Here is a 12,908-nt window from a genome sequence, read left to right as displayed (position 1 = left end):
TTTTTCATATTTGGCGAAACAAATGGTACAATGAAAGCTAATGTGAAAAATAAGGAAAAGAAGTGGTCTATTTGAAAAACTTTTTAGAATTAGGAATTAGTGAAACTTTTAATCATACATTACGTGAAAATGGAATTACAGAAGCAACACCAATTCAAGAGCAGGCAATTCCAGTTATTATGTCAGGTAAAGATATTATTGGACAGGCGAAAACAGGAACGGGTAAAACGTTAGCATTCGTGTTACCGATTTTAGAAAAAATCGATCCAGAGTGTAGTGATGTTCAGGCTTTAATTGTTGCACCAACAAGGGAACTAGCACTGCAAATTACAACTGAAATTAAAAAAATGCTTGTTCAAAGAGAAGATATTAATGTACTAGCGATTTATGGCGGGCAAGATGTAGCACAACAATTGAGAAAATTAAAAGGCAATACACATATTGTTGTTGCGACACCAGGACGATTATTAGATCATATACGTCGTGAAACAATTGATTTAAGTAATCTTTCAACAATTGTACTAGATGAAGCGGATCAAATGCTTTATTTCGGTTTCTTATACGATATTGAAGATATTTTAGATGAGACACCTGATAGTAAACAAACGATGTTATTCTCAGCAACGATGCCAAAAGATATTAAAAAATTGGCGAAACGTTATATGGATGAGCCGCAAATGATTCAAGTGCAAAGTGAAGAAGTAACGGTAAATACAATTGAGCAGCGTGTCATTGAGACGACAGATCGTGCAAAGCCAGATGCACTTCGTTTTGTTATGGATCGTGATCAGCCATTTTTAGCAGTTATTTTCTGTCGTACAAAGGTTAGAGCAAGTAAGCTTTATGATAATTTAAAAGGACTAGGTTATAATTGTGCTGAACTTCATGGTGATATACCTCAAGCGAAACGTGAAAGAGTTATGAAGAGTTTCCGCGAAGCTAAAATTCAATACTTAATTGCAACGGATGTAGCAGCTCGTGGACTTGATGTAGATGGTGTAACGCACGTATTTAACTTTGATATTCCTGAAGATGTGGAAAGTTATATTCACCGCATTGGCCGAACAGGACGTGCAGGTGGATCAGGTCTTGCAATTACGTTCGTTGCAGCGAAAGATGAAAAATATTTAGAAGAAATTGAAAAAACGCTTGGTGCACCATTGCAAAGAGAAATAATCGAACAACCGAAGATAAAACGTGTAGATGAAAATGGAAAACCGGTACCAAAGCCGGCTCCAAAGAAATCAGATCAATATCGTCAAAGAGATAGCCGTGAAGGTTCAAGAAGTGGTTCAAAAGGTGGCCCAAGAAATAGTTCGAGAAATGATAACAATCGATCATTTAATAAGCCAAGTAATAAGAAAAGTAGTACAAAACAAGGTCAGCAAAGACGTGGCCGTTAAATAGTTATTATTCAAAAAGAGTCGCAAAGTGTTGCGGCTCTTTTTTTGCTTGTATAAAACAAGGGTGATGCCGAGAAAAAATGGAAATTTCATTCACCGTATTTAAAATAAATTTTAAAACTTATAAAGGAAATTTTATAGTCCAAAACCAGTAGAGCAAGGGTATTACTACCATGTCCCAATTCAAGAACAAGTGTAACTTATGTATGAAGAATATTTAACCGAAAAAAATCGAGGGAAAGCAATTTGTACTAGCGACCCTGATGATGATACGGATTATGAAAAATCAATTCGTATAACAATACGAAAACATCTTTTACTAACGAAGAATTGGAAGATTTGGTGAAAGAAATTCGTAACATATTCAAACGGTACTGGAATGTTATGCTGCAGCAAAAAGAGAACGGAACTTATTATGTTTACTATTTCGGCAGAACACTTTAGTTGAAAGAAAAGGTATTGAAGCGAGAGAGTATTTTCATTACACATTCCGCAATTATCGAAATGGAACAAGAGAAGTTTATAAATGATTTAACTCATATTGGTAGATGAAAAAAATAAGGGCGTGTGAAGATTGAGATTTCTTATTTACAAATTTAAATTAACAACCATTTTCGAACATTGGCCGAACGAGAAAATTATTGTTGCTGAAACGGAAAGTAAAGCAAGTTTTCTGTATTGGCAGCAGTTCAGAACAAAATTTATAACAATGTCGATGGCGGAATTTATGAAGTTTGTAAAGTGCGAGAATGAAGATGTTTTTGACATCAAGCGCATGTACAGTGCAGAGCAGGCTTTCAAGGAAATGCAAAATTATCGCAACCTCGATTTCGCTTACATGGGTATGCGAGTAATACGATCGCCGGGAACTGGAAAACTCATTTGTTCGTTTTGTTCGAGGGAGAAATTGAAAAGCACAACTGTCATCATTTTTGGGAAATTGCTTATTACAATGATGAGGGCAATGTAGTTCGAAGCTACCAGAAGGGGGAATATGCGGTATAAGAAAAAAGGACTAGCAGTCTAATCTGTACCCTTTGTAAAGGACATTTTGAAAAAAGTTAGGCAACACCAAGAAGATGATTTCTGTATCCAACAGGAGTCATCTTTTTTAAATTCCATTGATATCTATAGTGATTATAGTACGTCATATATTTCTTAATCTCTTGTTTCAACTCAGTAAAAGACTCGCAAGGTTTTATATGTGCTTCATCTTTCAGATGACCAAAAAATGATTCTTGTGGAGCGTTATCCCAACAGTTCCCTCTTCTTGACATAGATTGTCCGAGCTTTAGCTTTTTGACTAATTTTTGGTAGGTAGGGCTTGTGTAGTGGGCTCCTTGATCTGAATGAATATATGCGCCTTCAGTCAATGGAATCCTCTTATTCCGTTTTAGTTTATGAAGAGTTGTTGTTACGAGGTCTAATGTCATCTGTTCTGAAACATGGTAAGCTAAAATTTCATTGGTTGAGCCATCTAAAATTGTAGATAAATAAGCTCTTTTATTCTTACCGTAAATTAAATAAGTGATATCTGTAAGAAGCGTTTTTCCTGGGATATTTTGTTTAAATTCTCGATTTAATTGATTCGGCACTACTCGATGTTCTTTTGAAGCTTTCAGCATTCTTTTATAAGGATTTGCTTTCCGAATCGGACAGACAATCTCATATTTTTTCATGATTCTACGGATACGCTTTAAATTGTAGACAACTTGAAAATGACCCACCAATGTCATTTTTATTTGACGAGCCCCTTTCTTTCGATTTCTAAATCGAAGTGCTTTTAATATGATTTCTTTCACGATTTCATCTTGATTGTTCTTTTGTTTCCGTTGTTCTTGAGATGAAATGGAAAAATAATTATAGTATCCCGAACGGGATACACCAGCTACTTTACACAAATAACTCACCATATTTCTTAAGTTATATTTTATGATAACAGAACGAATCAGGATATATTTCTGACTAGGTGATAACGTTATTTCCTTCTCATCCTCCCTTCCATAAGTTTGATCTTTTTTAACAATTCATTTTCTGCCTTTAGTAAGTTCCGTTCGGCTTCTAAACGAGCATACTTCTCTTCTAACGTAAGCTCTCTCTCAAGAGTTCTTCCCGCGTTTTCGGTGCGTGTATCTCGCAAACCAAATACACCATTTTTTCTGTAAGCAGCACGCCATCTACTTCCTGATGACATAATTCGTTTCATTCCAATTATATCTATATCAAAACCACATTCTTCAAAAATATTTCGAGGTAGTTTTCCTTTCTCATTTTCCTCAATAAAAATACGCTTAAATTCATCTGTATAAGTGATACCTTTCTGACTTACAGATTTTATGTAGGGGTTATTTGATAGAATTTGAATGTCTCTTTCCGTAAATAGCTTTTTTGTCATTTTGAACTTTCTCCGATCCCAATTTTCTCTCATTATACAAGAAATACCCTATAGAATAGACTTTTTTTCAGTGTCTATTCTATAGGGTACATTTTAGTCGTATCTGCTGTCCTTTAATAGGAGAAAAATTATTCTGGATTAGAACTACGAATAACCAGAAAACGCGCTTTAAATCAGTGTTGTCAAAGATGTAATAATCTATGCAACAAAAAGCTTAGTCGGAATTCAAAACACCAAAATGGCTTGCATTGGTAACAGGCTCAAAACTAGTATATGTAAAATGAAAAATTCCATGCAAAAAGCAGACAACAATTTTGGTTGTCTGCCAGTGTGTTCAATGAGTTAGCTAATTGTGATAATTTGCATCCCTATTATGAGAAGAGTGAAGCTGCTAGTTCAAACAGCTTGTTGGTATTATAATCGTACTTCAGTATCAATGAATGTAAGCAATGCTCGACTGGTGAAGAATTTCGCCAATTGGGTAGATATTTTGATACACAACTTAAAAAGAATGGTTTAACACCTCAGGTTGTCAGGAATTTAAATATACAAGGTATACCGGATAAAGATACTGGTATTATGTATGACCTTAGCCCCTTGTATGTCGGGAAAAAGAAAAAACAATGGAAACAAGCGGGTATTTGGAAAGGACCAACTGATATGAGGGGGGATAAAAAAAGGCTAGGATTTCTCCTAGCAAAGAGTTATGTCGTACGGAAAGATAGTTGCGTGCAAATCGATTATTTGCGAATTCATTATATAATGGTTCTTGGGTGGATAAGTTGAATGATAATAATCTTTACGTAGATTTAACATGAGATTGAAGTGATTGATGAATACTAAATTTGAATTTTATTAAGAGATAAAATAGTGAACAAATGTGAATAATTAGATGCTACAAGGATAAAAGAAAAACTTTTCTTTATAAGGTTTCTTTTGGAGAATCAACCTAACACTCACATTCGTCATCACGGTAATATTTATCACACGAATCATTCTTATCATTGCAGCAGATACAAAATGTTTTTTTGATCAATACTTCAATGAAATTAAGGAATTCGGTATTATTTGTGAGAGTAAGACTTTGAAAATCTTCAACTTGAAATACTCTTGTTTCATTTGTAGCAAGAGTCGCGATAATTGGTGTGGGAGAACTTCTTGTTTGGATAGTTACTTCAATAGGGAAGACATCTTCAGGAACAGATATTTGAAGTAATGTTTTATTGTGGTTATTAGTCAAATCTTCAAAAACTCTTCTTGAAGTGGCGGAGGGTACGATGATGGTTACAGGGACATTTTCAGTTGGAGTGGTATCTGAACCAGCTACGGTATGAGTTTCGATAAAACAGTTATCTTTTTGAAAATAAGAATATGATTGTTCTTTATAATACTTTTTATGAAAATCATTTTGATTATTACAGCAGATACAAAATGTTTTTTGAATAAATATACTAATGGTGCTACCGGTATTGGTATTATTTGTGAGAGTGAGGTTTTGAAAATCTTCAACTTGAAATATCCTTTGTTCACCTGCAGTTATTGTAAAGGTAATTGGTCCAGACCTTCTGGTTCGAATGGTTACTTCAATTGGTTGAACACCACCAGGAACGCGAAAATCAAGTAATGTTTTATTGTGATTATTGGTCAAATCTTCAAAAGGTGTTCTTGAAGTGTTAGCTGGTACACTAAAAGCTAAAGCACTATTTGAACCAGATATTGTATGAGTTTTGATAAAACAGTTATCTTTTTGATGGTGAGAATACGATTGGTTTTTATAATACTTTTTACCATCTTTATAAAAATAATCAGCCATACTTTTGTTACTCTCCTTTCTTTGAGATATCTATATATTGTATAAAAAAAAGAAAAGGGTGCTTGTACATAATAATAAAATCCGCTCTTGTAAATAAGTAAAAATGTTATTTGATATGTAAATGTAAGAGGGACAGTTAAATTAATTGAGGAAATAAAAGAAATACGATAATCCCCCGGTTGTGTGATATTAATTGTGGTAGGATTTAACAGAGAAACTCCCCCTACCAAAGGTTCAGCCTGATTAAAAGAAAAAGGAGCTCCGAAAGGGACTGTAATGAATTCCGTTTGCCAAAAAGTGCCGTAAGCTACAGATTGTAATCCAGTAGGTCCAGTAGGCAGTGTGAATGGTGGAATAGGTGGTAATGTAGGTCCAACTAGATTAGAGTTTATTGAAGTAGAAGATAAAAACTCATTCATTTTATTTTCACCTCTGAAAAGTTCGTGTTACTAATAGTAAATGTGGGAGGAGAACAAAATGAAATGGACAAGTGCTTGTATTTATGAAATCTAAAACAATAGTTATTTTATTAAAGAAAAAACATGCATAAAAATTATGCATGTATAATAAAAAGCTATGTCTTGTCTATGTTAAATATGGGCTTAGATTATATAAACTGTAAATATGTTTGAGCAAAATGGTTATTTATTAACAAATATAAAGAGCGCTTTTTAAGGCGCTCCATGACTAAAAATAATATTGAAAAAGAATATCACATGATATTTTATGTATATTCTTAATAAATGTGCATTTTAAACAGAAGAAACGCTGCGCCTACAGAAATAGTTTGTAGCTTTAAGTTACAAAAATAATATGAACAGGGTTACAAATATTATTCAGAAATAAAAAACAACAAAATAAAAAAGAGCACCATGCATAAGTGCTCTTTAAGATAGGAGGTAACACTTTGAGCTGGATGTTTAGGTTAAAATTATATGACGTAGAAAAGAAATAAGACCTAAAAATTATTATCAATTCAATACAAAAGAGCAGCTAGCAAAAGCTAACTGCTATAAGAACATTATATTTACGAATTTAAGCGGTATAAGTATTTGGTGAGTTTTGTATAGGATAGATGAAAATAACAAGTTTATGTAACAAAAATTAAAATAGAGCAGTTATTTACATTAACTGCTCTATTTGATACAACCTGGCTTAGAAGCAGATTATATTATGATTAGTAAAATATTGAATTTTATTAAGTTCTTTAACAAAACCCTTAGTTGTTACTAAATAAGGAGCACCGTAAAAGGTGCTCAATGGCTAATTCTGAAATAATCATGAGTATTGTATGTATGTTTCTAGTATATGTGCATTTTTTTATATAAAATCTTTATTAAAATATAAAGAGCGCTTTTCTTAAGCGCTCTGTCCAAAAATATAAGTTGAAAGAGGAAACAAGACATTATATGCACGCATACTGTTTTAGAGTGTTGTGTGTTAAAAACTTGATTTTCATAAAAAAATAAAGCACACATATAAGTGTGCTCTTATGAACGCTTTAGATTTGTATGACTATATAGTCACCATACAATAAAATATGCTTGTTTGATATAAATGTGTGTCAAATCTATAATATATATTTTGGTGTATAAAAGGAACATTAAATGTTAATTAGCCAAGCATATTGTTTTTATTAACGAATCTGTGCAACTGTTAATGCTGCAGAACGAATATCTACTGTACCAATTACTTCAACCGGTACAATTTGAATTAAATCACCAGGGTTTAAGTTGATTAGAATGACACCACTGGATACATCGACTTCACCGGTTCCGATAATATTAGAACGGACTGCGGTTCCAGATCCTGCAATAATATTAGTTGATGTGTTGAGTGTCAAGAAAAAGCGCGCTGCTTCCGGGGCTACTGGAACGTTATCGAGGCTGATTGTTAATGTATAACTGATTTGATAAATACCAGCTACTTGAATTCTAATTCCAGTTCCAGTACTAATTGTATCATTTATTACAGGGACAGTAATATTAGGGTTTGGGCCTGTACTAGGTAATAGTAATGGCGTAAATAGTGTTGCAAATTGAGGTGAAGTAGCATTGAAAGCAAAACCGAGAGCTGGTAGTGTACTAGGGGCTTGTGCTCCACAATTAAAGTTTGTGTGCTTACGACAAGATGAACGCATATTTTCACTCCTTTCTTTCATTTAGATCGCGTGAGTAATAACCTCACGATTTGGACAAGCGTAATATAATATATGAAAATTTATATTGAATAGTGCAGAGGTGTACCGTTATGGATAAAACTAACTGTCTGTTGTACAAAAGGAAACACTACGCTTACAGAAATAGTTTGTAACCTAAAGTTGAAAAAATAGTATGAACAGAGTTAAAAATGTTATTTAGAAATGAAAGAAAACATAATAAAAAAGAGCACGCATATAAGCATGCTCTTTGACAAGAAAGGTAGATTTTTATGAGTGGATTCCTCCATACAATAATATATGCTTGTCCGGTTAAAAGTTGAAAAAATTTATAAAAAGTTATTTAGTAATAGATAAAAAGAGCGCCTTGGGAAATAGACGTTCATTGACTAAGATTTATATAGTAAAAAAGGTTCACATCATATTGTATGTATATGTTTAAAGGTTGTGTATTGTTGAAACAAAATTTTTATTTAATTTATAAACATAAAAGGAGTGTTCTCGATTAGTAAAGTAGAATCGAATTTTTATAACTGAATTAAAGTACTCAAGCTAATTGCTTTGTTATGAATCCTATAATAACTAGAAGAACAAAAGGATTGCTTAAAATTGCAAAAATACCAAATAAAATGTAGTTCCGAATGTTTTTGGGAATGATTATAGCCAAAACGATTGTGATAATAAGATGAAGATATATTAGATAATCTATAAACGCTAAATAAATTAGAGCAAGTAGAGGTAATAAAATTGAAATAATGTAAAAATACAGTTCCATTTGGCACCCTTCCGAGAAAAAATTAATAATAGTTTACCATCGTTCGTGATGAATTTAAATGGTGAAAGATTAAATAGAAATGCTATTTTGTGCATGCGAAAAAAGGAGTACTTTATTAGGGAACCACTCCATTCGCTAATAAATACCCATTCTCATTAATATATATGTGAATTTTCAATAATAATGATTATAAAAATTTCACTTTTTTATAAATCAGAGCAACTTTTTCAGAAATAAAATATGCACTAACCTGAAAACATTTACAAAAATCCTATTTTTATACTTCAAGTGACGAGCTTAATTGATAAGAAAAGAATGAGTAAATTATATAAAATGTTGTTTGAAAATGTCACAAATAAAAGAGCACCTTCGAACAATGGTCTTTCTCGGAGTGAATTATGTTAAAAATTTTCTAAAACAGAATTGAAAAGGAGAATACTCAAGCTGTGAGTCATGAGTAATAGTCCTCAAATATAAGAATGATTTTGATTTTCTATGTATAGTATGAATCACCATGTATATAGGTGATAAAAAGTAAAAGAGCAGCTAGCAAAAGCTAACTGCTCGCCTCTCGACCAAGAGAGCAAGAGTGGGAAGAATTTAAAACTACCTTTTAAATTCTTATATAGTATCGGAAAGTATTTAGAATTTTATTCGTGTAAAACATAAAAGGCAGCTAACAATAGTTAGCTGCTAAGCCCTCGTTTATGTAAGGAATAAGAAACTGTATTTATAGAATTGACGGAACATTAAGTTTTATTCAGGTGATTACGTTATATGTTTTATGATATAGTCTTGTATTAGTAAAAAAGCTGCAAGGAGAAACATTACGTCAATCGAGAACCAAAACATCTCTTTTTGAGGTTTTTTAAACTCTGATATTATGGAAAATATTAAAAATAAGGCAACAGCTATTACAATACAGAGTTTAATTATATCAGACATTTATAGCACTCCTAACATTTAATCTTTTTTATTATATAGCTATTTCCAATGTTGAGAGATTTTAAAAGTATTTTATGAGAATTCAAACAAAATAACCTTTTATAAGAAAGCGAGGTTAGGAGAATAGAGGATAACATAAGGCTTTTAGGTGATGATGGGATGTTAGGGATGGAGTTTAAAGAAAGTATGGTCAATGTTTAGAACGATGATTTAAAAGTGCGAGAAGAGAAGTTGTTAAAATGGTTAGCTATACTTGGATTTTAAGGGGAAAACTCCTATAAAATGTAGGAGTTTTTTTCTTTGTCTAAAAGTTCTTGAAGATATATAATAATTTTCTGACTATTAAAACTTGGAGGGATACAAATGAAAAATGAAACGTTGCACACGCAAGAAGATATTATTAAAATGTTTGATTCATTATTAAGACCGGCAGAACCATTTTGGAATGAATTTTATGCGAATAGAGAAAAAGATGTTCCGTTTTTTGAAAATGTTCCAGATGAGAATCTAGTTTCCTATATACAAAAAGAATGGATCTCCAAAGGGAAAGTGTTGGAGCTTGGATGTGGTCCAGGAAGAAATGCTATTTATTTAGCGACTGAAGGGTTTGATGTAACAGCAGTGGATTTATCTATAGAAGGCATTAATTGGGCGAAAGAGAGAGCGTTAGCAAAAGGAATAGAAATTGATTTTATTTGTAATTCAATTTTTAATTTAGAGGTTCAAAATGAATTTGAATTTGTATACGATTCGGGTTGTTTACATCACATTCCACCACATAGAAGAATAAGTTATGTGAATTTAATTAAAAACTCATTGAAATCGGGTGGTTATTTTGGGTTAACATGTTTTGCAGCAGGCGATTTAGATGAAAGAAATGGATCAGAAATAACGGATTGGGATGTATATAGAGGATGGAGTCTACGAGGTGGCCTTGCATATTCAGAAGAAAAATTAAGAGAGATATTTGACGAGTTTGAAGTGATCGAAATTAGAAAGATGAAGCAAATTGACCAACCAAATACTATGTTTGGAGAATCATTTCTTTGGACAGCGTTATTTAAGAAGAAATAAGAGTGTAGATAATTGACAAACGTATCGTTTTTATAGACAATACATTTATAGGAATATACGTTCGGTTTTTTTAGCCGATGTATGTTTTACATAAATACATATCAAGGGGTTGTCTCTATATGAGTACTACAAATCAAAAAATTACTACGTTTTTAATGTTTGAGGGAAAAGCTGAAGAAGCGATGAATTTTTACACATCACTTTTTGATCAATCAGAAATTGTAAATATCTCTCGTTACGATGAAAATGGACCTGGTAAAGAGGGGTCTGTCATTCATGCAACGTTTACGTTAAATGGCCAAGAATTCATGTGTATCGATAGTTATGTAAAGCATGCTTTTACATTTACACCATCTATGTCTCTGTATGTAACTTGTGAGACGGAGGAAGAAATTGAAACGGTCTTTCATAAACTAGCGCAGGATGGATCTGTACTAATGCCGTTAGGTTCTTATCCATTTAGCAAAAAGTTTGGCTGGTTAAATGATAAGTATGGTGTGTCCTGGCAGTTAACGCTTGCGGAATAAAAATTTAAAAAGAAAAGCGTAACCTATTTATAGTTACACTTTTCTTTTTAAGCATTTTGCTTTCCGGATCTTTTCCCAAGTTTAGCTAACAATTCAGGCTGATCCCCTTGGCTCATTACAACTTCAACAAAGGTAAGTTGATTCTTATTAAAACTCATTTTTGTTAAGACTGCTGTTAACTCTATTTCATTGTCTGTTTTAAATGCTTGCTTTTTTTCTGATCCGAATAGGCTTACTAGTTTTGTGTAATCAAGAGAGAGTTTCCCTATGTGCGAAAGAAACTTTGGAAAGAAATGTTTTGGTCAAGAAGGTTTTGCTTGATTACTACGGGTGGTTCGCCGATAGGTGTAGTAAGAAATATATTGAAAATCAAAGGAAAGATGAGGTGTAGAAAATGTTGAAATCATACAAATATCGTATCTATCCAAATAAAGAACAACAAATATTTTTCTTAAAAACATTTGGATGTGTTCGGTTTGTATACAACAAGATGCTTGCAGATAGAATCAAATCTTATCAAGAATCACAGGATAAACTTGATAAATCTGTTAAATATCCTACGCCTGCACAATATAAGACTGAATTTCCATTCCTAAAGGAAGTGGATAGTCTTGCGTTGGCGAATGCTCAAATGAATTTGAATAAAGCATACGCTAACTTTTTCCGGGATAAATTTGCTGGATTCCCGAAGTTCAAAAGTAAGAAAGATAACCATCGTAGTTATACAACAAATAACCAAAAAGGCACGGTTTACATCGAGGGTGGTTATATCAAACTGCCAAAAATAAAGACCTTGGTAAAGATTAAACAGCACAGACAATTCTTTGGATTAATTAAGTCTACTACAGTGTCTCAAACACCTACCGGCAAATACTTTGTATCGGTTTTAGTAGAAGAAAATGAGCAATTGTTTCCTAAAGTTGATACAAAAGTTGGTATTGATGTTGGACTAAAAGACTTTGCGATATTGTCTAATGGCAAGAAATATGAGCACCCTAAATGGTTGAGAAAATCCAAAAGAAGATTAGCTTTTCTGCAGCGCTCTTTGTCTCGTAAAAAGAAAGGTTCAAACAATAGAAACAAGGCCAGATTACAAGTTGCAAGACTTCATGAGAAGATTGCGAATCAACGCAATGATTTTCTTCACAAGATAAGCAATGAAATCACAAACGAAAACCAAGTAATTGTGATTGAGGACTTGAAAGTGAAGAAAATGCAAAAGAATCACAAATTAACAAAAGCAATCAGTGAAGTATCTTGGGCTAAATTCAGAGAGTACCTTGACTATAAAGCAATATGGAAAGGTCGTGATTTGATAATTGCACCTAAGAATTATGCGAGTAGCCAATTATGTTCTTGTTGTGGTTTTAAAAATAAGGAAGTCAAGAATCTAAACCTTAGAGAGTGGATTTGCCCTGAATGCAATAGCCATCATGATAGAGATATAAACGCAAGTATAAACTTACTAAAATTAGCCATGTAATTGGTATTTTCTTTAGGGGTAGGTACTACCCTTATATCTTGGTAAATATAGGTAGCTAATAAAAGTATCTACTTCCCAAGAAGCTCCCGCTTCAAACGGTCTGTAAGGACGTTAAGTGGTGAGTAGTTCACTTCATTACAATTGCCAACCCACTGTAACTTTGCATGTGCTACTACATCATCTAAAAAAGCCAAATTATAATCACCAGGGACACCAAAAATATGTTCAATTCCTAATTCACTTAATCGATCTAATAAATATGTACTTACAGTATATTGCGTTTTCAAATGAATCATCTCCTAATTGTGCAATGTATATTTCAATAAAGTAAAGAA

The 12,908-nt window shown here is 32.7% G+C and carries 8 protein-coding genes and 4 pseudogenes; 6 read left to right on the top strand and 6 right to left on the bottom strand.

Annotation, left to right across the window (positions count from 1 at the left end; all coding sequences use genetic code 11):
* Positions 1–62 precede the first annotated feature (62 nt).
* Positions 63–1,403: a DEAD/DEAH box helicase gene (locus QCI46_RS15250; RefSeq protein ID WP_353840744.1), complete on the top strand. Its 1,341-nt coding sequence runs from the start codon at positions 63–65 to the stop codon at positions 1,401–1,403.
* A gap of 574 nt (positions 1,404–1,977) precedes the next feature.
* The gene (locus QCI46_RS15245; protein ID WP_353840743.1) at positions 1,978–2,373 is read left to right on the top strand and encodes a hypothetical protein; all 396 of its coding nucleotides are present in this window, start codon (positions 1,978–1,980) and stop codon (positions 2,371–2,373) included.
* A gap of 91 nt (positions 2,374–2,464) precedes the next feature.
* Here the strand turns inward: QCI46_RS15245 and QCI46_RS15240 are convergent.
* The 4 genes and pseudogenes from QCI46_RS15240 to exsF all read right to left on the bottom strand — a co-directional run bounded on the left by QCI46_RS15240 (position 2,465) and on the right by exsF (position 7,751).
* Positions 2,465–3,798, bottom strand: a protein-coding gene (locus tag QCI46_RS15240) for an IS3 family transposase (protein WP_353840072.1) whose coding sequence is annotated in 2 segments (ribosomal slippage) — positions 2,465–3,411 and positions 3,411–3,798 — 1,335 coding nt in all. Because the reading frame shifts where the segments join, the coding sequence is not laid out codon by codon here.
* A gap of 949 nt (positions 3,799–4,747) precedes the next feature.
* Positions 4,748–5,611, bottom strand: a complete 864-nt coding sequence (locus QCI46_RS15235) for an exosporium protein D (RefSeq protein ID WP_353840742.1) — start codon at positions 5,609–5,611, stop codon at positions 4,748–4,750.
* A 53-nt stretch (positions 5,612–5,664) separates the two neighbouring features.
* A pseudogene (locus QCI46_RS15230) lies at positions 5,665–6,030 on the bottom strand (exosporium leader peptide-containing protein); the annotation flags it as partial.
* Positions 6,031–7,247: 1,217 nt separating this feature from the next.
* Positions 7,248–7,751 (bottom strand): exosporium protein ExsF, encoded by a 504-nt coding sequence (gene exsF, locus QCI46_RS15225; protein WP_048524848.1) that lies wholly within the window; start codon positions 7,749–7,751, stop codon positions 7,248–7,250.
* A gap of 2,101 nt (positions 7,752–9,852) precedes the next feature.
* Here exsF and QCI46_RS15220 point away from each other — a divergent pair.
* The gene (locus QCI46_RS15220) at positions 9,853–10,563 is read left to right on the top strand and encodes a class I SAM-dependent methyltransferase (RefSeq protein ID WP_353840741.1); all 711 of its coding nucleotides are present in this window, start codon (positions 9,853–9,855) and stop codon (positions 10,561–10,563) included.
* 119 nt (positions 10,564–10,682) lie between these two features.
* A complete protein-coding gene (locus QCI46_RS15215) occupies positions 10,683–11,090 on the top strand; it encodes a VOC family protein (protein WP_353840740.1) in 408 nt (135 codons plus the stop codon).
* Positions 11,091–11,137: 47 nt separating this feature from the next.
* On the opposite strand, the pseudogene QCI46_RS15210 reads toward QCI46_RS15215, so the two are convergent.
* Positions 11,138–11,341, bottom strand: a pseudogene (locus tag QCI46_RS15210) (indolepyruvate decarboxylase); the annotation flags it as partial.
* Here QCI46_RS15210 and QCI46_RS15205 point away from each other — a divergent pair.
* Positions 11,336–11,481 (top strand): annotated as a pseudogene (locus tag QCI46_RS15205) (transposase); the annotation flags it as partial. The pseudogenes QCI46_RS15210 and QCI46_RS15205 sit on opposite strands and share 6 nt — an antisense overlap.
* Positions 11,482–11,484: 3 nt before the next feature.
* A complete protein-coding gene (gene tnpB / locus QCI46_RS15200; protein ID WP_353840738.1) occupies positions 11,485–12,573 on the top strand; it encodes an IS200/IS605 family element RNA-guided endonuclease TnpB in 1,089 nt (362 codons plus the stop codon).
* A 125-nt stretch (positions 12,574–12,698) separates the two neighbouring features.
* Here tnpB and QCI46_RS15195 read toward each other — a convergent pair.
* Positions 12,699–12,869: pseudogene (locus tag QCI46_RS15195) on the bottom strand (thiamine pyrophosphate-binding protein); the annotation flags it as partial.
* Between the last annotated feature and the right edge of the window lie 39 nt (positions 12,870–12,908).

Source organism: Bacillus cereus group sp. RP32, assembly GCF_040459735.1.
Classification (GTDB): Bacteria; Bacillota; Bacilli; order Bacillales; family Bacillaceae_G; genus Bacillus_A; species Bacillus_A wiedmannii.
Note: the sequence above shows the minus strand (reverse complement) of the source record. Positions and strands in the feature narration are given on the sequence as shown.

Coding starts and splice junctions, on each gene's coding strand:
- QCI46_RS15215 (WP_353840740.1), top strand. CDS start 10,683: ATGAGTACTACAAATCAAAAAATTACTACGTTTTTAATGTTTGAGGGA.
- exsF (WP_048524848.1), bottom strand. CDS start 7,751: ATGCGTTCATCTTGTCGTAAGCACACAAACTTTAATTGTGGAGCACAA.
- tnpB (WP_353840738.1), top strand. CDS start 11,485: ATGTTGAAATCATACAAATATCGTATCTATCCAAATAAAGAACAACAA.
- QCI46_RS15220 (WP_353840741.1), top strand. CDS start 9,853: ATGAAAAATGAAACGTTGCACACGCAAGAAGATATTATTAAAATGTTT.
- QCI46_RS15235 (WP_353840742.1), bottom strand. CDS start 5,611: ATGGCTGATTATTTTTATAAAGATGGTAAAAAGTATTATAAAAACCAA.